The sequence below is a fragment of the Ruegeria sp. AP7 genome, from assembly GCF_056539905.1.
The window spans coordinates 250421-268605 of sequence record NZ_JBQFVT010000004.1; the positions used below are offsets into that span (position 1 = coordinate 250421).

At 56.3% G+C, this 18185-nt stretch carries 20 protein-coding genes and 1 other RNA gene; 14 read left to right on the top strand and 7 right to left on the bottom strand.

Annotated features, from left to right (window positions below; translation table 11 throughout):
- Position 1: 1 nt before the first annotated feature.
- The 4 genes from gatA (at position 2) to rnpB (ending at position 3399) form a co-directional block, all read left to right on the top strand.
- The gene (gatA, locus tag ACR0KN_RS10455; RefSeq protein ID WP_319544947.1) at positions 2 to 1489 is read left to right on the top strand and encodes an Asp-tRNA(Asn)/Glu-tRNA(Gln) amidotransferase subunit GatA; all 1488 of its coding nucleotides are present in this window, start codon (positions 2 to 4) and stop codon (positions 1487 to 1489) included.
- A gap of 40 nt (positions 1490 to 1529) precedes the next feature.
- Positions 1530 to 2222, top strand: a complete 693-nt coding sequence (locus tag ACR0KN_RS10460; RefSeq protein WP_480653345.1) for a hypothetical protein — start codon at positions 1530 to 1532, stop codon at positions 2220 to 2222.
- Positions 2173 to 2877 carry an N-acetylmuramoyl-L-alanine amidase gene (locus ACR0KN_RS10465; protein ID WP_480653521.1) on the top strand — a complete coding sequence of 235 codons (705 nt, stop codon included), beginning with the start codon at positions 2173 to 2175 and terminating at the stop codon, positions 2875 to 2877. Before ACR0KN_RS10460 ends, ACR0KN_RS10465 begins: the two co-directional genes overlap by 50 nt.
- A gap of 124 nt (positions 2878 to 3001) precedes the next feature.
- Positions 3002 to 3399: RNase P RNA component class A (rnpB, locus tag ACR0KN_RS10470), an RNA gene on the top strand.
- A gap of 6 nt (positions 3400 to 3405) precedes the next feature.
- Here the strand turns inward: rnpB and ACR0KN_RS10475 are convergent.
- Complete coding sequence (locus ACR0KN_RS10475) at positions 3406 to 3738, bottom strand: GYD domain-containing protein (protein ID WP_010441900.1); 333 nt, start codon at positions 3736 to 3738, stop codon at positions 3406 to 3408.
- A gap of 371 nt (positions 3739 to 4109) precedes the next feature.
- Between ACR0KN_RS10475 and rpmG the strand changes: the two genes are divergently transcribed.
- Together rpmG and ACR0KN_RS10485 are read left to right on the top strand one after the other, a co-directional pair.
- Positions 4110 to 4277, top strand: coding sequence for a 50S ribosomal protein L33 (rpmG, locus tag ACR0KN_RS10480; protein WP_010441901.1), 168 nt, complete (start codon positions 4110 to 4112; stop codon positions 4275 to 4277).
- A 207-nt stretch (positions 4278 to 4484) separates the two neighbouring features.
- On the top strand, positions 4485 to 4991 hold the full coding sequence (locus ACR0KN_RS10485) for a hypothetical protein (protein ID WP_480653347.1): 507 nt from the start codon (positions 4485 to 4487) through the stop codon (positions 4989 to 4991).
- Between the two features lie 63 nt (positions 4992 to 5054).
- Here ACR0KN_RS10485 and ACR0KN_RS10490 read toward each other — a convergent pair whose 3' ends face one another.
- The 3 genes from ACR0KN_RS10490 to ACR0KN_RS10500 all read right to left on the bottom strand — a co-directional run bounded on the left by ACR0KN_RS10490 (position 5055) and on the right by ACR0KN_RS10500 (position 6758).
- A complete protein-coding gene (locus ACR0KN_RS10490; protein ID WP_480653349.1) occupies positions 5055 to 5528 on the bottom strand; it encodes a GNAT family N-acetyltransferase in 474 nt (157 codons plus the stop codon).
- Positions 5529 to 5606: 78 nt separating this feature from the next.
- The gene (locus ACR0KN_RS10495) at positions 5607 to 6344 is read right to left on the bottom strand and encodes a Bax inhibitor-1/YccA family protein (RefSeq protein WP_010441904.1); all 738 of its coding nucleotides are present in this window, start codon (positions 6342 to 6344) and stop codon (positions 5607 to 5609) included.
- Between the two features lie 195 nt (positions 6345 to 6539).
- Complete coding sequence (locus tag ACR0KN_RS10500) at positions 6540 to 6758, bottom strand: DUF1127 domain-containing protein (RefSeq protein ID WP_170472574.1); 219 nt, start codon at positions 6756 to 6758, stop codon at positions 6540 to 6542.
- Positions 6759 to 6885: 127 nt separating this feature from the next.
- Between ACR0KN_RS10500 and ACR0KN_RS10505 the strand changes: the two genes are divergently transcribed.
- Positions 6886 to 7764, top strand: coding sequence for a LysR family transcriptional regulator (locus ACR0KN_RS10505; RefSeq protein ID WP_010441906.1), 879 nt, complete (start codon positions 6886 to 6888; stop codon positions 7762 to 7764).
- Here the strand turns inward: ACR0KN_RS10505 and ACR0KN_RS10510 are convergent.
- Positions 7748 to 8716 carry an NADPH:quinone oxidoreductase family protein gene (locus ACR0KN_RS10510; RefSeq protein WP_480653352.1) on the bottom strand — a complete coding sequence of 323 codons (969 nt, stop codon included), beginning with the start codon at positions 8714 to 8716 and terminating at the stop codon, positions 7748 to 7750. The two genes, ACR0KN_RS10505 and ACR0KN_RS10510, sit on opposite strands and share 17 nt — an antisense overlap.
- 337 nt (positions 8717 to 9053) lie before the next feature.
- On the opposite strand from ACR0KN_RS10510, the gene ACR0KN_RS10515 reads away from it, so the two are divergent.
- From ACR0KN_RS10515 to ACR0KN_RS10525, 3 genes are all read left to right on the top strand, one after another.
- Positions 9054 to 9425: a helix-turn-helix domain-containing protein gene (locus tag ACR0KN_RS10515; RefSeq protein ID WP_010441908.1), complete on the top strand. Its 372-nt coding sequence runs from the start codon at positions 9054 to 9056 to the stop codon at positions 9423 to 9425.
- Between the two features lie 44 nt (positions 9426 to 9469).
- The gene (gene hisN, locus ACR0KN_RS10520) at positions 9470 to 10261 is read left to right on the top strand and encodes a histidinol-phosphatase (RefSeq protein WP_480653354.1); all 792 of its coding nucleotides are present in this window, start codon (positions 9470 to 9472) and stop codon (positions 10259 to 10261) included.
- Positions 10262 to 10375: 114 nt separating this feature from the next.
- Complete coding sequence (locus tag ACR0KN_RS10525; protein WP_480653356.1) at positions 10376 to 11710, top strand: 8-oxoguanine deaminase; 1335 nt, start codon at positions 10376 to 10378, stop codon at positions 11708 to 11710.
- Between the two features lie 65 nt (positions 11711 to 11775).
- Here ACR0KN_RS10525 and guaD read toward each other — a convergent pair whose 3' ends face one another.
- Positions 11776 to 13065, bottom strand: a complete 1290-nt coding sequence (gene guaD / locus ACR0KN_RS10530) for a guanine deaminase (protein WP_480653357.1) — start codon at positions 13063 to 13065, stop codon at positions 11776 to 11778.
- Between the two features lie 139 nt (positions 13066 to 13204).
- Between guaD and mgtE the strand changes: the two genes are divergently transcribed.
- Both mgtE and ACR0KN_RS10540 read left to right on the top strand, forming a co-directional pair.
- Positions 13205 to 14599 carry a magnesium transporter gene (gene mgtE, locus ACR0KN_RS10535; protein WP_480653359.1) on the top strand — a complete coding sequence of 465 codons (1395 nt, stop codon included), beginning with the start codon at positions 13205 to 13207 and terminating at the stop codon, positions 14597 to 14599.
- Positions 14596 to 15168: a 5-formyltetrahydrofolate cyclo-ligase gene (locus ACR0KN_RS10540; protein ID WP_480653361.1), complete on the top strand. Its 573-nt coding sequence runs from the start codon at positions 14596 to 14598 to the stop codon at positions 15166 to 15168. Before mgtE ends, ACR0KN_RS10540 begins: the two co-directional genes overlap by 4 nt.
- Here the strand turns inward: ACR0KN_RS10540 and ACR0KN_RS10545 are convergent.
- Positions 15165 to 15392 carry a putative hemolysin gene (locus tag ACR0KN_RS10545; RefSeq protein WP_170472553.1) on the bottom strand — a complete coding sequence of 76 codons (228 nt, stop codon included), beginning with the start codon at positions 15390 to 15392 and terminating at the stop codon, positions 15165 to 15167. The two genes, ACR0KN_RS10540 and ACR0KN_RS10545, sit on opposite strands and share 4 nt — an antisense overlap.
- A gap of 87 nt (positions 15393 to 15479) precedes the next feature.
- Between ACR0KN_RS10545 and ACR0KN_RS10550 the strand changes: the two genes are divergently transcribed.
- Positions 15480 to 16292, top strand: coding sequence for a TIGR00282 family metallophosphoesterase (locus ACR0KN_RS10550; RefSeq protein ID WP_170472550.1), 813 nt, complete (start codon positions 15480 to 15482; stop codon positions 16290 to 16292).
- 91 nt (positions 16293 to 16383) lie between these two features.
- Positions 16384 to 18162: an SLC13 family permease gene (locus ACR0KN_RS10555; RefSeq protein ID WP_480653364.1), complete on the top strand. Its 1779-nt coding sequence runs from the start codon at positions 16384 to 16386 to the stop codon at positions 18160 to 18162.
- Positions 18163 to 18185: the final 23 nt, after the last annotated feature.

An 18185-nucleotide genomic window follows, 5' to 3' on the forward strand; every position in this document is an offset into this window, starting at 1 on the left:
CATGAGCGAACTGAACAAACTGGGGCTGGCTGAAGCCCGCGACGCGTTGCGTGCCGGTGATGTAACTTCGGTTGAACTGACTGAATCCTGCCTGACAGCCATTGATGAAGCCGATGCGCTGAACGCGTTCGTCCACAAGACACCCGAGATTGCGATTGAGCGTGCAAAGGCCGCAGATGATCGGATCAAAGCGGGCGACGCCCCTTCGATGTGCGGCTTGCCGATCGGTATAAAAGATCTGTTCTGCACCAAAGGTGTTCCCTCGCAGGCCGCGTCCAAGATACTCGATGGCTTCAAGCCCGAATACGAATCCACTGTGTCTCAGCAATTGGCTGACGCAGGTGCAGTGATGCTGGGCAAGCTGAACATGGACGAATTTGCCATGGGCTCGTCCAACGAAACCTCCGTTTATGGTAACGCCGTCAGCCCGTGGCGGCGTGGCAACGACGAGGCTCAGCTAACACCAGGCGGCTCCTCTGGTGGTTCGGCCTCGGCTGTTTCTGCCGATCTGTGTCTGGCTGCGACTGGCACCGATACCGGCGGTTCGATCCGGCAGCCTGCCGCCTTTGTTGGCATTACCGGCATCAAACCGACCTATGGCCGCTGCTCACGCTGGGGCATCGTTGCCTTCGCCTCGTCGCTGGATCAGGCCGGCCCGATGACCAAGAACGTACGTGACGCGGCGATCATGCTGGAAACCATGTGTGGCCATGACCCCAAGGATTCCACCAGTGCCGAATTGGCGGTGCCGAATTTTGAGGCAATGCTGACCGGCGATATCAAGGGCAAGAAAATCGGTATTCCCAAAGAATACCGCATGGACGGTATGCCCGCCGAGATCGAAAAGCTCTGGGTTGATGGCGCTGCGATGCTGAAAGACGCAGGGGCTGAGATCGTCGATATTTCGCTGCCGCATACCAAATACGCACTACCTGCATATTATGTGATTGCTCCTGCTGAGGCGTCTTCGAACCTTGCCCGCTATGACGGTGTCCGCTATGGCCGCCGCGCGCAGCTGGCACAAGGTGACGGCATCACCGAAATGTATGAAAAGACCCGCGCGGAAGGCTTCGGCCCCGAGGTCCAGCGCCGGGTAATGATCGGCACATATGTGTTGTCGGCGGGTTTCTATGACGCCTACTACAACCGCGCCCGCAAAGTGCGGACACTGATCAAAAAAGACTTCGAAGATGTCTTCGCGACTGGCGTTGACGCAATCCTGACCCCGGCCACACCTTCGGCTTCGTTCGGCCTGGGTGAGATGACCGAAGCTGATCCGGTTCAAATGTATCTGAACGACGTGTTCACAGTGACCGTGAACCTAGCTGGCCTGCCCGGTATCTCGGTTCCAGCGGGACTGGACGCTCAGGGACTGCCGCTAGGTCTGCAACTGATCGGCCGCCCATGGGAAGAGGGCGATCTGCTCAACACCGCCTACGCGCTTGAGAATGCCGCCGGGTTTGTGGCCAAGCCGGGCAAATGGTGGTAATTCTCTGACCGGCAGAACGACAAGAAGGCGGAGCAGCCGAATGCGTAAATTGCTTCTGATTTCGACCCTCGGGCTGGTAGCAGCCTGTGACACGGTCGCCCCTGTATCGGGTACCGGGTTCAATACGCCGGAATACCAGGCCCAACGCGAGGCTGAACTGGCCGGGCAGGGGCTCGCTGGTAACCCGCTGCTGCCACCCGAAGCGATTTCGGAGCAGCCGCTTTCGGCGCAAGGTGCTCCTCTGAATGACGGTAGTGCGGCTGATATTGCAAACCAGACGGCTGTGGCGCTGGCCAGTACGTCTGACCAGCAAGGCTTAATTGCCCCAGTGGCAAACAACACAGGCATTTCTGACGAACAGGATTTTGAAGCCGTTTCAAACAGGCGTAGTATCGATGCAGATGCGGCCCGGATCGAACAGAACCGACAGACATATGAAGTTGTCGCGCCAACCGCGGTTCCACAGCGCGGTACAGATGGACAGCCCAACATCGTGCAATACGCGTTGAACACGTCAAACCCCGTCGGAACCCAGCTCTACAGCCGTGCAGGGTTCAATTTACAGGCCAAAGCCGAGCGGAACTGTGCGCAATTCGCATCGCCGGATCAGGCCCAGATCGAATTTCTGTCCAATGGCGGTCCCCAGCGCGACCGTAAAGGTCTGGACCCGGATGGCGACGGCTATGCCTGCGGCTGGGACCCCAGTGCATTCCGCAGTGCCGTCAACAACTGAGCTTCCGCCGATCTGGCATCCATCGCCCAATTTCGGCCCCCGGCGCGATGGGTTGAAGCCTGCGCTGATCGTTCTGCACTACACCGCAATGGAAAGCGCATCAGCTGCGCTCGAGCGCCTTTGCGATCCCGGTCCTGAAGTTTCCGCTCACTATCTGATCGGCGGCAATGGCGAGCTCTGGCAGCTTGTGCGCGAGGAAGACCGCGCCTGGCATGCCGGGGCCGGGGAGTGGCACGGGCAGACGGATATAAATTCCCGTTCCATTGGCATCGAATTGGACAATCGGGGCGATCACCCGTTCTCCGAGCCTCAGATGAACGCGCTGGAACAACTTCTGTCCAAACTCATGCGGCGCTGGTCGATCTCTCCGGAAGGTGTCATTGGACATTCCGACATGGCACCCGGGCGCAAGACAGACCCAGGCCCCCGTTTTGATTGGCAAAGACTGGAACGTCAAAGCCTTGCCGCTCCAACTGGCACCGAAGCGCCTTCCGAAACGACGTTCCGGGCGCTCGCGCAAGCCCGGGGATATACAGCTGATGTCGATGATGACATCCTGCTCAAAACCATTCGCCTGCGCCACCGTCCCTGGGCCACAGGCCCATTGCACCCTGACGATTTCAAAGCGCTGGCCCTTCCTCCACATCCGACCTGATCCGCACTTCATCAGGCCAAAAATATCCCGGGGTTGAATTGGCCGAAGGCCAAGAAGGGGCTGGCCCCTTCATCCTCCAACCGCTCTTGACGTAACCTCTCCCAAAGCATACCCAACACCTCGCGCGGAGGGCCGGATGGCCGCTGGGGCATATGCCCGAGAGGAAAGTCCGGACTCCACAAGGCAACGGTGCCGGGTAACGCCCGGGCGGGGAAACCCGACGGAAAGCGCCACAGAAATCAGACCGCCGCGGGCCTTGGCCCGAGGTAAGGGTGAAACGGTGGGGTAAGAGCCCACCGCGCCGCTGGCAACAGTGGCGGCACGGCAAGCCCCACCGGGAGCAATGCCGAATAGGGTCCCCGCGCGGGCCGGTCGGTGCAAACCGATACCGCCGCTAGGCTCGCTTTGGCCGAGAGGGACCGGGTTGGCAGCTTGAGCCGCGCAGCAATGCACGGCCTAGAGGAATGGTCATCGAAGGGGGTAACCCCGGAACAGGATCCGGCTTACAGGCCCTCCGCGCATAATTCCTCAGCCCGTCGGCGGCGTATACACCCCGGTTAGCGTTGCTGCTTTTGCAGCGACCGAAACGAACTCTTCGGCAGACCATGCGCGCACGGTTTCGATTTTCGATACTGCACCCGTGCTTGCAACGGCCATCCCGATTGCGACCGCATCAGTGCCGTCAGGGACCTCGCTGATGACAACAACATCGTTGCTACCGGTGGTAACGTAGAATGAGATCAGCTTTCCGCCCGCTTTCTCAAGCAGCGCACTGACCGGGCCGGTACGATCCTGAGGATTGGCAACCATCGCCTGAACGGCCTCGGATGAGTAGGATGCGTAAGTGATGAATACAGGCATGAAAACCTCCCACTGTTTAAGTCTATTCGGAACCATCCGACTGGCCGGTTCCATGGCCAGATTGCTTGCTGAGACGCCTGCAATTCAGGAACACCCGGGTAACCCGGGCGATACTATTGACGTGAGTGGTGTAGGGTGCCGGACGATAGTCCCGGTCAGATTTGGCCCATGATCGCAACACGGACTCTTTGGTCACGGTGACCCTATCACAGTTTCGTGAACACACCAAGCGACACCCCGTTGAGGCGGAGTAGGGAATTGTTCCCGGAACACGGCGAATCTGGTTGACTTGGGCGTACGAGCAGTTAAAAGCGCACGCTCATAAGGATTCAACCGAAAGGCCCCTGCCTTTTCGGACGCAGGAGATAACCATGGCGAAGCCGACGACAATCAAGATCCGTCTGAACTCGACCGCGGGCACGGGCCACTTCTACGTGACCAAAAAGAATGCGCGCACCATGACCGAGAAAATGACCATTCGTAAATACGATCCGGTTGCTCGGAAACATGTCGAGTACAAAGAAGGCAAGATCAAGTAATCTGCCCTCTGACTTGAATTTTTGAAAAAGGACTCTGCCGATGCGGGGTCCTTTTTTGTTGGTTTTAGGCGTCCCACAGCGCGTCGGTGCGAAACACGGGCGTTGCAGGGGCGCATCAGCCCCTCGGGTGTTCTGGGTGAGGGCGGCTTGCTTTTACGCACTCCATGCCGCTACGCTTCAGCAACTCTTTCCAAAATGTTGACCGCCATGAAAAAAATCTTGTTACCCGCCCTTGCAGTTCTGACCCTGTCAGCCTGCGAAGATCCGTTTAACCGCGAAGGTGTTGGTTTCACCGGGATAGATGGTGAACCGCGTACGGTATCCGATGTGAAAGGAGCCGTGGCATTTGTTCAACCTGCAACCAACATCCCGGCAGAGCTCGCCAAGTTGCCAACGGTTCAGGTCTCGTCTGATCAGACCGAGCTTTCCAAGATGGCGAAAGTAGCTATCGATAATGGTGGACGCACTGATACCAGCGCCGTTCAGCTGTCAGGCCAGAGCACTAATCTGCTGCTGAGCACGGTCAGTGTGAACGGGACATTGTTTGGTGTGTTGCGAACTGAAGAAGGGGACACTCGCGTGGACAATTCCATCGGTGCAACCTTCGGAGCGCGAACCGAGCGCTTTACCGGTTGCTTGCCCGCTGGGGATGTTTACCGCAAAGGCTCGTCCAAGCGCAGCTCTGGTTTTGCGGTGCCGCTGAACTGTAGCTGATTGCCAAAGTACCAAACCATTTTGTACCCCCGCCAATTTGGTGGGGGTTTTCTGTTTCCGCCGTTATTCAACGCGCCATTCAGCGAAACTGATCACGGGGTTTAGCCCGGCGCGCGCCATCAATTCAGCCGAAGGCGTATTGAAGGTTGCATAGGTCGTGGCCAAAACATCTCCGCCATCAGCAAGCAGACGTGCGCGAACCTCGTTTATCAAGGCTAATCCGATTCCTTTCCGACGGTGCTTGGTATCGACGCTGATGTGGTGCAGCATCGCACGTGTTTCCGCCCGGCGAAAAGGTGTCGCAGCACGCTTCTCAAGCTCAAAAAACGCATATCCCAACAGTATTTGATTCTCCTCATAGCCCAATGCAACCACTGCGTCGTGGCTGAGCCATTCTGAAAGATAGGAAACGACTTCCTTGTCATCTGGCAAAGGTGTGTATCGCTGTGGCTGTTTCTGAACGTGCAGGTCATGCACCTGTTGAAGTAATGGCAACAAGCGATGCGCCTGTGACGGGCAAATGGTGGCGATGGACATCAATGGTCCTCCGATTATCCAAACAAAAAGGGCGGGTCTTTTCGGACCCGCCCTTTGGCTGTGAGTATGAGGTTCGCGTTATTCGCGATTACCAAGCAGCTGCAGCAGGAACATGAACATGTTGATGAAGTCCAGATACAGGTTCAGTGCACCCATGATGGCCGCCTTGCCTAGCCATTCCTGGTCACCCGCATGGGCCATCTGCAGATAGGTCGTTTTGATCTTCTGAGTGTCATACGCGGTCAGGCCCGCAAAGATCAGAACACCCAGGATCGACACAGCGAACATGATCGCAGGCGATTGCAGGAAGATGTTGATGACCATCGCGACGATCAGACCGATGACGCCCATCATCAGGAACGTACCCATGCCAGACAGGTCTTTCTTAGTGACGTATCCGTAGAGCGACAGGCCCGCAAAGGCGATCGACGTTACCAGAAATACCTGAGCGATCGAGATGCCGGTGAAGGCAACGAAAATCCAGCTCAGCGACAGGCCCATGACGGCTGCAAATGCATAGAAGAACAGCTGCGCGCCAGACGCCGAGAGACGGTTGATGGCGGCGCCAAAGCCGAACACCATCGCCAGAGGTGCAAACATCACGATCCAACCCAGGATATTCGGGCTAAGCGTGACTGGGTCACGGAAGATCGACAGAAGTTGCGGGCTTGAGCCAACGGCCCAGGCAACAGCAAACGTGATCAGCATACCTACGGACATTGTGCCGTAGACTTTGTTCATATGGGCGCGCAGGCCCTCATCAATCTCGGCAGCGCGCGCCCCGGACGCCGTCCGGATCGTGTCGAATTGTGCCATTTAAGGGTCTCCCTTCAATATTCTGTGCTCAGCCTGCGATTGCAGGCCGGTTTCCCACTAAATATCGGAGAGTACGGCCCTCGTTTCAAGGGTTTTCACTCTAAAACTCAGCAAAACTGTCGGCAAATTTCGCGACTGGTGCAAAAAACCTGACGGCGCAGTCCCTAATGCCGCCAGATTTCTTCTATTGTCCAATTAATACAGGTGTTTGTACCAGCAGTCAGGCGCATCCCACATAGGGCGAGAAGCCTCGGCTTCTGCCTCGGAGCGGGTGATTCCGATATCTTCCAAAGCGCGATCATCAAGCTGAGCCAGTTTTTGCCGTTGCCGCGAAAGGCTCAACATGTTGAGCAGGCGGTCTCCAATCGATTTACCTTTGATGCGACGCAGAGTCGAAATGGCTAGATGGGTCATGGGTATTGCCCTTTCATGTTTGACTGATGAAACACCGTGCTTCAATCAATTTCCTTGATCTATATGGAGCATTCTGACATATTTTAGAAATGAATGTTTTTGACATTACTCATAAGGAATCTTGAAGATGCGAAATCTGGACATCACTACGCTTCGTTCATTCGTTGCCGTCGCGGATCACGGCGGCGTTACCCGCGCAGCTGGATTTCTTCATCTCACGCAATCGGCTGTTTCCATGCAGCTCAAGCGGTTAGAAGAGCTACTCGGGCTGGAGCTGCTGGATCGATCCGGTCGAACCATTGCGCTGACCGCGTCTGGCGAGCAACTGCTGGCCTATGCGCGCCGGATGATTGCGTTGAATGATGAGGTGATCGGGCGGCTCACTGATCAGGCCTTTGAAGGAGAGGTCGTGTTGGGGGTGCCGCATGATGTCGTTCATCCGTTCATCCCCCGTGTCCTAAAGCGCTTCAATGCCAGCTTCCCGCGCGTGAACGTGAACTTGGTTACCTCGAATACGCGCCACCTGAAGGAAGAATTTGCGCGCGGAGGTTTTGATTTGATCGTGACCACGGAATCGGGAGCGGGCGAGGGGGCTGAAACCTTGTATCATATGCCACTGCGTTGGGTCGGGGCTCTGAACGGGTCCGCTTGGCGACAACAGCCTCTGCGGCTGGGGTTTTGCCGCAATTGCATCTTCCGTCCGGTTGCGACCGCGGCGCTGGATGACGCTGGGATCGAATGGGACATGAGCATCGACAGCGACTCAGACCGTACGGTCGAAGCAACAGTCAGTGCTGATCTGGCGGTGGGTGTACTGTTGGAGGGGACACAGCCCAACCATCAGGAACTGATCGACCATGCTGGGGTCCTTCCGGACCTGCCGGTGCAGTTCATCAACCTTTATGGTGCTGAAAGAGTGCGCGAGGAATATGTGGCTGAGCTCGCAAATCTCCTGCGGCAAAATTTTTCACACCCCAGTGCGCGCCCCCTCAAAGTGGCGAGTTGATCTGGATGACGATCTTACCGGTGGATTTGCGATCACGCAGCAATTCCAATCCCTTGGCTGCGTCCTGCAAAGGCAGGATGTGGCTGATATGAGGTTTAATCCGTCCTTCTGAGTGCCAGCGAAACAGAGTGCTGAAACTATTGTGAACGATTTCCGGCTTAAATTTCAGGTAACCACCGATATAGACGCCAATCACACTGAGATTTTTAACCAAAAGATGGTTGGCCGGAATCTGAGGAACTTCACCCCCCGCAAAGCCGATGGGCAATAGGCGGCCCTCGGGATTCGTGGCGCGGAACGCAGCCTTGAAAACGTCACCACCGATGGCGTCATAGACCACGTCGGCTCCGCCAAGGGCGCGAACGCGGTTACGCAGATCCTCATCCGCATCGATCAAATGGTCCGCACCGGCCTGCTGCGCCACCACCAATTTGTCCGCGCCGCGCGCTTGCGCGATGACGGTCGCCCCCATCAGTTTCCCGATTTCGATGGCGGTCAGCCCAACGCCGCCAGCAGCTCCGGTCACCAGCAGCGTTTCGCCGGCCTGTAGGCGTGCCCGGTGCTCCAACGCGATATGGCTGGTGCCATAGGCGATCTGAATGGCGGCAGCGTCTTCGAAACTCATTGTGTCTGGGATGACAATAACCCGGTCAGCATCGAAGACACCAGATTCGGCCAGGCCGCCCTGACCAGAGAAAACAGCGACGCGGTCACCTGGTTTTAGATGCGTAACACTATTTCCGACTTCGGCAACGACCCCTGCAATTTCCATACCCAGAGTAAACGGTGTGCCGGGTGTATCCTGATAGGAGCCTTTCTGCATCAAAAGATCGGCAAAGTTCAGCCCGCAGGCCCGAATGGATACGCGCACCTGATTTTCCGCTGGTGTCGGCTCGGGCATTTGGCAAATTTGCGCCATTGTTCCCTTGGTTTTGATACGAAATGCCAGCATCAGTGTTCTCCGGTATTTTAGGGCACATAGGCGGAGAGCGCGCGCGTTTTGTCAATTCCAATCAAACACCCTTCTCAAACAGGTGTCTGGTCTGATTTGTTGTCTCCGAACATACACAGATGTGATGATCCCGGTACTCAACCATAATCAACAGTCCATATTCTTGGATTCAACCGTCTTGAAAAAAGAATCGATTGCGGCAATATTATTGTTCTATGGTGCTGTTCGGGGGGCACGATCCTAAGTTAGGAAGTTCTTAAGCAGCGACCCGCTAACTTGGCGGTGACGGCTGCTGTTGCGGTTTCCCGGACAGGTGTTTGTGTAAAGGAGACTACCAATGACCCATCACGTCGATGTCCATGTGGGCAAACGCGTCCGGCATCGCCGCTGGCTGATTGGCATGACTCAGCAGCAGTTGGCGCAGCAAGTTGGTATCAAGTTTCAACAGATTCAAAAATACGAAACGGGTGCCAACCGTGTAAGCGCGTCGCGTTTGTGGGACATTGCCGAGGCATTGGATGTTCCGGTCAGCTTTTTCTTTGAAGGCCTTGAAGAAGCTCAGAAAGCAGAGGCTGACAAAAAATCAGTTCCTGCAGATCTGATGGGCGATAAAGAAGCGCTTGATCTCGTTCGCTCGTACTATGCGATACCGGAAAATCAGCGTCGCCGCTTGTTTGAACTGGCGCGCGTGCTGAGCGACGTCGCCTAATACAATCGCTTGACTTCGCGGGGTGCCCGTCGCACGGGTAAGCCATGCAAAACACCCTACGAAGTGATCTAGAGATTGCCGAAGAAATGGCCGACGCGGCGCGGGCGGCCATTCTTCCGTTTTTCCGCCAATCTAACTTGAAGACGGACAACAAGCTCGATGCCGGGTTTGATCCTGTGACTGCAGCTGACCGCGAAGCAGAGAAAGCGATGCGTGCGGTGCTGGCCATTCACCGGCCCAAGGATGGCGTCTTAGGGGAAGAGTTTGGCCATTCCGAAGGAGTGAGCGGACGGGTTTGGGTGCTGGACCCAATCGACGGCACGCGCGGATTCATAAGTGGTACGCCCACATGGGGTGTTCTGATCGCCCTGAGCGATGAGACTGGACCTAAGCTTGGCGTAATCGATCAGCCCTATATCGGTGAACGCTTTATCGGAGATAAAGAGCACGCCTTTGTCAAAGGCCCTATGGGGCGCGCGGAACTCGAGACCCGGAATACGCGATCATTGGATCAGGCGATCATCTTCACCACCTTTCCTGAGGTCGGCACCGAGGCCGAGGCCGCTGCCTTCAAGGCGGTTTCTCAGAAAACGAAGCTGACGCGTTATGGGATGGATTGTTACGCCTATGCGCTACTTGCTGCAGGGCAAACCGATCTGGTGGTCGAGGCTGGGTTGAATGCCTACGATATCCAGGCCCCAATCGCGGTGATCGAAGCAGCAGGTGGTATTGTGACAGATTGGCAGGGTAATCCTGCCCATAATGGCGGGCGTGCCCTCGCAGCAGCCAATGCTGAGATTCATGCGGCGGCGCTGGAAATCTTGAAGCAATATTAAACGGGTTGCCGCACCCCCCATGCGGCTTTAAACTGATCGCGGCTGGTTCTTACGCCCGTTTTCCACCAGCCCAATACTCCACGCATGAGACGGGCAGGATGCGGGAGTGCAAAAATGACAGAAATATTGATCCGGAATGCCGACATTATCGTGACGATGGACGATGATCGGCAAGAGCTTGTGGCCGCTGATCTGTTGGTTCGGGACGGAAAGATTGCCCAGATTGGCCATGGTTTGACCAGCCGGGGTGAAATACATGATGCCGCCGGATGTGTTGTTACCCCCGGTCTGGTGAACACCCATCATCATCTCTACCAAACCCTTACGCGCGCGGTGCCCGGCGGGCAGGATGCGTTGCTATTTGGATGGTTACGAACACTTTATCCCATCTGGTCCCGCTTTGGACCTGAAGAGATGTTTATCTCCGCTCAGATTGGTCTGGCAGAGTTGGCGCTGTCTGGCTGCACGCTTAGTTCTGATCACCTCTACCTTTATCCCAATGGTGCGCGACTTGAAGATACGATCCATGCCGCGTCGGAATTGGGTTTGCGTTTTCAACCGACGCGCGGGGCAATGAGTATCGGTGAAAGTGATGGTGGATTGCCTCCTGATGCTCTGGTCGAAGCCGAGCAAGCCATTCTGGAGGATATGATCCGCGTGGTGGATGCCTATCACGATCCATCTGAGGGTTCGATGTGTCGCGTTGGTCTGGCGCCGTGTTCACCGTTCTCAGTCAGTCGGGACCTGATGCGCGATGCCGCGCTTCTCGCGCGCGATAAAGGCGTAATGCTACATACTCATCTGGCAGAAAACGATGAAGATATCGCCTATTCTGAAGATCAGTTCGGTTGCCGGCCCGGCCAATACGCAGAGGAGCTGGGCTGGACTGGATCGGATGTCTGGCACGCCCATTGCGTCAAGCTGGATGGCTCCGAGATCGACCTATTTGCGCGTAGCCGAACTGGTGTTGCGCACTGCCCATGCTCCAATTGCCGCCTTGGCTCAGGTATCGCGCCAGTCCGCAAGATGCGCGACCAAGGCGTGCATGTCGGGCTGGGTGTGGACGGTTCAGCCAGCAATGACAGCGGCAATCTGATCGCCGAGGCGCGTCAGTCCATGCTTCTGCAACGGGTTGCAAATGGCGCTGACGCCATGTCAGCCCGCGAAGCGTTCGAGATTGCCACCCGTGGCGGGGCGGATGTGTTGAATCGGCCCGATTGCGGCAGGCTTATGCCCGGCAAACGCGCTGACATAGCCATTTGGGACGTACGCGGCATCGAAAGTGCGGGCAGTTGGGACCCCGCTGCGCTCCTTCTGGCCGGACTAACGCGTGTCAAACATCTGTTTGTCGAGGGACGCCAGGTTGTGCGCGACGGCCAGATCGTCACGATTGACCTGCCAAAGGCCATAGAAACTCAGAATCGTCTGGCAAGCGCGTTGGCAGAATAGCGGATGCGCTCTTCATCTGGCTGAAAATATCCCCGCCGGAGGCATGGGCCACAGGCCCATTCCTATCAAGCAGAAACAGCTCGCCCGGCGATCCAGACCTCGGCAACAGCCCGATCATCCCCCATCATGATGGTCGGGAACACCGCTTCCCAGAGATCATCAGCATGTGCTTCGCGTTGGGCGATGGCCGGAGTCGAGGCGAGGTCCAATACCGCCAGATCCGCCTCCATGCCCACTGCAATATTGCCGATACGATCATCCATCCGCAAAGTTCGAGCTGACCCAACCGTTCCAAGCCAAAGCAATTGCGACGGGTGTAGCGGACGACCCCGCAGTTGACCAATTTCGTACGCTGCGGCCATTGTGCGTAGCATCGAAAAGCTGGAACCACCGCCTGTATCGGTGGCAAGACCAACCCGGTGCCCCTCGCGGATCAGGCCGTTCATGTCGAACAGACCAGAGCCGATAAACGTATTGGACGTGGGGCAGTGGATCAGAGCTGCATCTACCTCGCGCAAGCGGTCACGTTCGCGATCCTCCAGATGGATCACGTGACCGTAGAGACCGTTTCCACCCAACAATCCAAACTGCTCATAGGTATCCAAATAGTCGCGCGCCTCAGGGAACAGAGAGCGCACCCACTCAATTTCGTCGGTTTGTTCGCTGAGATGTGTTTGCATTAGGCATTCGGGATGCTCCGCCCACAGCGCGCCCATCGCCTCTAACTGATCTGGTGTCGATGTCGGCGAAAAACGCGGTGTAATGGCGTAGGATATGCGATCAACCCCGTGCCACTTTTCAAGCAGTGACTTGGACTGGTCATACCCGGTCTGTGCGGTGTCACGCAGCCCCTCGGGTGCATTTCGATCCATGCAGGTTTTGCCGGCGACAACCCGTTGACTTCGCGCCTTGGCTGCCGAGAAAAACGCATCAACACTCTCGGGATGAATAGTGCAAAAGCTGCACATTGTCGTCGTACCGTGTGCTGCCGTTAAATCGAGGTATCTATTTGCAATTTCAGCGGCATAGTCAGGATCGCTGAACTTCATCTCTTCCGGGAACGTGTAGCTGTTGAGCCAGTCGATCAGGCGCTTGCCCCAACTCGCAATCATCGCGGTTTGCGGATAGTGAACGTGCGGATCCACAAAGCCCGCCAAAATAAGCTTGTCGCCATAATCCTTAACTTTGGCCTCGGGGTGCGCGACAGAAAGATCGGTCGCGGATCCCAATGCTGCGATGCGACCATCTTCTATCAATACGGCTTCGTGTAGTTCGGTCGCGTCTGTGGGTTCGCCTTCGAACGGTGATCCGTTGAAGCTGAGCACGCGTCCCTTCAAAAGCGTCTTTTGCGCCATCTGCTGTGTTCTCCGCCTGTTTGGGGCCGCTATCCAGCATAGGGATGCAAAAGATGTGGGTAAATTGGACCATTGTCATTGTTTTCCGGTAGCTGCTTCTTCTATCTAGGGTCAATCGGCAGGAAAAAAGGGGCAGCGCATGACGACAGGCAGTGACGAAGCCAGACCCGATCAGCCCCAGGACGAGGACGCCTATGCGCTCGACCCGCGAACCGTCGAAGCCATCCTCTATGCGGTGGAGGTCGAAGATCGCACCAAGCTGATCGATCTTATGGAGCCGCTACATGCGGCTGATATTGCCGACCTTCTGGAACAGATCAGCCCCTTTGACCGGGCGGGCCTGATCCGGTTGTACGATAAGGAATTTGACGGGGATATTCTTTCAGAACTGGATGAATCTGTCCGGGAAGAAGTGATCGATGTTCTGAAACCGGATGTCTTGGCCGAAGCTGTTCGGGACATGGAAAGCGACGATGTCGTTGATCTGCTCGAGGATCTCGAAGAGCCGCAACAAGAGACGATCCTTGATGCGCTTGAAGACTCTGAACGAGTCGCCGCTGAGCAGGCGTTGTCCTACCCTGAAAATTCCGCCGGTCGTCTTATGCAGCGTGAAGTCGTCATGGCGCCCGAGCACTGGACGGTGGGGCAGGCCATTGATTTCATGCGGGCCAATGATGATCTGCCAGAACAGTTCTATCATGTCGTCCTTGTTGACCCGCGGCTGAAGCCCGTTGCGCAGGTTACACTGGGAAAGCTGATGGCGACCCGGCGAGAGGTGCCCTTGCATGACCTCGCCGAGGAAGAATTCCACACCATCCCTGTCGATCAGGACGAAGAGGATGTGGCCTATGCGTTCAACCAATACCATCTGATCTCGGCCACGGTTGTGGATACGGATGGGCGGTTGGTTGGCGTCATTACCATTGATGACGCGATGGTGGTGTTGGATGAAGAATATGAAGAAGACATGATGCGTCTTGCAGGTGTCTCGGACGAAAGTTCTTTGTCCGATAGCGTAGCGGCAACCAGTAAACGGCGCTTGCCATGGCTCGGTGTCAATCTGATCACCGCGATTTGTGGTTCGCTGGTCATTTCGCAGTTTGAGGCCGCAATCGATCAGCTTGTTGCACTCGCAATCCTGATGCCGATTGTTGCCTCAATGGGAGGCAACGCTGGAACTCAATCACTGACAGTGGCTGTACGCGCGCTGGCGACACGTGACTTGACGAGTTCGAATGTGTGGCGCGTGATCCGCCGCGAATTACTGGTTGGGATGCTCAACGGATTATGCTTTGCCATCGTGTTGGGAACCGTTGGGATGATGTGGTTTGATTCTCCGTTGCTGGGTGTCGTGATTGGATCGGCGCTGGTCGTGAACATGATCATCGCGGGCTTTGCAGGTACGGTAGTACCGGTGGTGCTGGATCGTCTGGGGATCGACCCTGCGCTGGCATCGGGAACCTTTGTGACAACGACGACGGACGTGATGGGGTTCTTCATATTTCTGGGGCTTGCCAGCATGGTGCTACTGTGACCGACACAACCGATCTGACTGAAATCAAAGCCGCTGCCCGAAAGGCGGCCTTTGCGCGCCGAAAGGCGGCGTTTGACACGCGCCTACCGGGTGCTGCAGGACGTTTGTCCGAGGTTTTGGCCGGGCACCGAGGTGTTCCCATCTCAGGATACATGCCCATCCGAACCGAGATCGACCCGTTGCCGGCAATGGCCGAAGCAGTCGCATACGGGGCCGTCGGCGTACCCGTCATTCAGGCCGCCGGGAAGCCGCTGCGATTTTCGCGTTGGACTCCGGAAGGCGCGCTGAAAGACGGACCATTTGGTGCGAAGGTACCCGAGATCGACGATTATTTTGATCCTGAAATCCTGATTGTGCCGCTGGTTGCGTTTGATGCTCAGGGTGGTCGTCTGGGATATGGTGGTGGCTTCTATGATCGCACGCTAGAGGGGTTGCGCGGCAAACGCCCGACATTGGCGATCGGGTTTGCCTTCGATGCACAAGAGGCAGAAGAGCTGCCGCTTGAGCCGACGGACCAACCTCTTGATATGGTTATCACAGAAAGCCGCGTGCTGACGTTTTCAGCCTAGCCCGTGTGCTCAGCACGGAAATAGTCCCAGGCATCCTGTTTGGTTCCGTCTGGCAGGGTGCAGATCCCGGTTTGGCCGCCGTCGCCATCCTGAATATTGTACGTGCCGCCCCGTTCGATGCAAAAAGTCGCCGCTGGGTTTGCCAGTTCGGTTGATTGCTCGGCTGGCTGATCGCACGCGGCGAGGGGGGCGAGCAGGGTAACAATAATAAGATAGCGGGTCATAAGTTTCTCCTAACCAATATTATTTGCGGTTTATGGTGACAGTTTAATCACTTGTGCTTGTGTTGCACCACACTTAGGACGGGTGACATGAGGTTATTATTTCTTGGCGACGTCATGGGGCGCTCGGGTCGCGCCGCCGTTCAACAGCACCTGCCGCGTTTGCGTGAGGAGTGGCGGTTGGATTTCGTCGTGGTTAACGGCGAGAATGCATCCAATGGCATGGGGCTCAGTGGTGATCACGCCAAGCTGCTTTTGGACGCCGGTGCCGATTGCATCACTTTGGGCGACCATGCGTTCGATCAGAAAGACATGTTGCAGTTCATCGAGAAAGAGCCGCGCATTGTGCGCCCGGTGAACTATGCAAAAGGGGCACCTGGGCGAGGTCATCGGCTGTTCACGGCGCCGGGTGGACGCAAGGTGCTGGTGGTGCAGGTACTGGGGCAAGTATTTATGAAGCGCCCCTTCGATGATCCGTTCTCAGCTATCGAACCGATCCTGAAATCGCACCCACGCGGTGGGCAGGCGCAGGCGATTATCGTCGATATGCATTGCGAGGCGACGTCTGAAAAGATGGCGATGGGCCACTATTGCGACAAACGCGCCAGCCTTGTGGTGGGCACGCACACCCATGTGCCGACGGCGGACGCGCAGATTTTGACTGGCGGGACAGGATACTTGACCGATGCCGGAATGTGCGGGGACTATGACTCGGTCATTGGTATGGACAAACAAGAACCTATGCGTCGTTTCATCACCGGGATGCCCAAAGCCCGGTTCACACCCGCCAATGGCGAGGCAACGCTGAGCGGTGTGTATGTCGAAACCGATGATCGCGACGGAAGCGCAAAATCTGTGCAGATGGTGCGCGTTGGTGGGCGTTTGCAGCAGGCAGGCCCCTAAGTCACATGTCAGGCTTGCCCTGTGGCATGCAATGCGTGAAACTGGCTGATAGGCGCGTGTGCCAGATCAGGTTTCGGACAGAATACCAAGAATGCAATTCCTTCAACTGATAGAAACGGGTAGCGCAATTCTGGCGCTGATGATTGTTGCAGGGATGTTCATCATGTTCCTGCGCGAGGTCTATCCGACCGAAGTTGTCGCCATTGGCGGCGTGGCCCTGATGCTTGCAACGGGTATACTGCCCTATCAAAGCGCGCTTGCGGTACTGTCTAACCCTGCGCCATGGACCATCGGTGCCATGTTCATCATCATGGGGGCTTTGGTGCGAACAGGGGCGCTTGATGCGTTCACATCCGTGGCGCAAAAGCAGGCGCAGGTTAATCCGCGTATAGCCATCGGTTTGTTGATGGGATTTGTCGTCATCGCGTCTGCAGTGGTGTCGAACACACCTGTTGTCGTCGTGATGATCCCGGTCTTTATTCAAATCGCTCGCACACTGAACGTTTCGGCGTCCAAACTGTTGATTCCGCTTAGCTATGCGGCAATTCTTGGGGGAACGTTGACCCTGATCGGCACCTCTACCAACCTTCTGGTTGATGGCGTCGCGCGTGCGCAGGGCATGACGGCCTTCACGATATTTGAGGTCACCCCACTGGGCGTAGCTCTGGTTATCTACGGCATGGTTTATCTGCGCTTCATAGCGCCGCGTTTGTTGCCAGAGCGCGACAGCATGGCCGAAATGCTGAGTGACCGATCCAAGATGAAGTTCTTTACTGAGGCGGTCATCCCACCCGAAAGCAACTTGATCGACCGCGAAGTAACGGGGGTTCAACTGTTCAAACGCCAAGGTGTGCGGCTGATCGACGTGGTTCGGGGTGATGAGTCGTTACGTCGGAACCTAAAAGGTGTCACGCTGAAAGTGGGTGACAGAGTGGTTCTCCGCACCGAGATGACTGAGTTGTTGAGCCTGCAAAGCAATAAGGAATTAAAGAGGGTTGATCAGGTCTCGGCAGTTGAAACCAAGACGGTCGAAGTTCTGATTACACCGGGTTGCCGTATGGTTGGGCGAACATTGGGTGCGATGCGTTTGCGTCGTCGGTACGGTGTCTACGTTTTGGCTGTGCATCGCCGAAACCAGAATATCGGGCGCCAGTTGGATGCTCTAACTGTACGCGTGGGGGATACACTGCTGCTTGAAGGCTCACCCGGTGATATTCAAAGGCTGGCAGCAGATATGGACATGGTTGATGTGACACAGCCCTCGGCACGTGCCTTCCGTCGCAGTCACGCACCCATTGCCATTGGATCATTGGTGGGAATCGTTGCGTTGGCTGCGCTGGGCGTCGCTCCAATTCTGCTTTTGTCTATACTGGCTGTTGCGGTGGTCCTGCTGACCCGCTGTATCGATGCGGATGAGGCGTTTTCCTTTGTCGAAGGCAGATTGTTGGCGCTGATTTTCTCAATGCTCGCAATCGGTGCGGCTCTCGATAAATCTGGCGCTGTGACGCTGATTGTCGAGGCGATCGCACCCGCGCTGGGCATGTTGCCGCCCTTCCTTATCATATGGGCTGTGTATTTGCTGACCTCGGTATTGACCGAATTGGTTTCAAACAATGCAGTTGCAGTGGTGGTGACTCCGATCGCCATCTCGTTGGCGCAGGCAGTTGGCATCGATCCGCGCCCGTTGGTCGTCGCGGTGATGGTGGCGGCGTCGGCTTCGTTTGCGACGCCCATCGGTTATCAGACCAACATGATGGTGTACGGGCCGGGCGGGTACAGGTTCACCGATTTTCTAAAGGTTGGTGTGCCGTTAAACCTGACGGTCGGTTTGTTGGCCTCACTCTTGATCCCGTTCATCTGGCCACTCTGAGACTGGCACAGTTTCGCCGACTT

Coding starts and splice junctions, on each gene's coding strand:
- gatA (WP_319544947.1), top strand. CDS start 2: ATGAGCGAACTGAACAAACTGGGGCTGGCTGAAGCCCGCGACGCGTTG.
- ACR0KN_RS10460 (WP_480653345.1), top strand. CDS start 1,530: ATGCGTAAATTGCTTCTGATTTCGACCCTCGGGCTGGTAGCAGCCTGT.
- ACR0KN_RS10465 (WP_480653521.1), top strand. CDS start 2,173: ATGCCTGCGGCTGGGACCCCAGTGCATTCCGCAGTGCCGTCAACAACT.
- ACR0KN_RS10475 (WP_010441900.1), bottom strand. CDS start 3,738: ATGCCTGTATTCATCACTTACGCATCCTACTCATCCGAGGCCGTTCAG.
- rpmG (WP_010441901.1), top strand. CDS start 4,110: ATGGCGAAGCCGACGACAATCAAGATCCGTCTGAACTCGACCGCGGGC.
- ACR0KN_RS10485 (WP_480653347.1), top strand. CDS start 4,485: ATGAAAAAAATCTTGTTACCCGCCCTTGCAGTTCTGACCCTGTCAGCC.
- ACR0KN_RS10490 (WP_480653349.1), bottom strand. CDS start 5,528: ATGTCCATCGCCACCATTTGCCCGTCACAGGCGCATCGCTTGTTGCCA.
- ACR0KN_RS10495 (WP_010441904.1), bottom strand. CDS start 6,344: ATGGCACAATTCGACACGATCCGGACGGCGTCCGGGGCGCGCGCTGCC.
- ACR0KN_RS10500 (WP_170472574.1), bottom strand. CDS start 6,758: ATGACCCATCTAGCCATTTCGACTCTGCGTCGCATCAAAGGTAAATCG.
- ACR0KN_RS10505 (WP_010441906.1), top strand. CDS start 6,886: ATGCGAAATCTGGACATCACTACGCTTCGTTCATTCGTTGCCGTCGCG.
- ACR0KN_RS10510 (WP_480653352.1), bottom strand. CDS start 8,716: ATGCTGGCATTTCGTATCAAAACCAAGGGAACAATGGCGCAAATTTGC.
- ACR0KN_RS10515 (WP_010441908.1), top strand. CDS start 9,054: ATGACCCATCACGTCGATGTCCATGTGGGCAAACGCGTCCGGCATCGC.
- hisN (WP_480653354.1), top strand. CDS start 9,470: ATGCAAAACACCCTACGAAGTGATCTAGAGATTGCCGAAGAAATGGCC.
- ACR0KN_RS10525 (WP_480653356.1), top strand. CDS start 10,376: ATGACAGAAATATTGATCCGGAATGCCGACATTATCGTGACGATGGAC.
- guaD (WP_480653357.1), bottom strand. CDS start 13,065: ATGGCGCAAAAGACGCTTTTGAAGGGACGCGTGCTCAGCTTCAACGGA.
- mgtE (WP_480653359.1), top strand. CDS start 13,205: ATGACGACAGGCAGTGACGAAGCCAGACCCGATCAGCCCCAGGACGAG.
- ACR0KN_RS10545 (WP_170472553.1), bottom strand. CDS start 15,392: ATGACCCGCTATCTTATTATTGTTACCCTGCTCGCCCCCCTCGCCGCG.
- ACR0KN_RS10550 (WP_170472550.1), top strand. CDS start 15,480: ATGAGGTTATTATTTCTTGGCGACGTCATGGGGCGCTCGGGTCGCGCC.
- ACR0KN_RS10555 (WP_480653364.1), top strand. CDS start 16,384: ATGCAATTCCTTCAACTGATAGAAACGGGTAGCGCAATTCTGGCGCTG.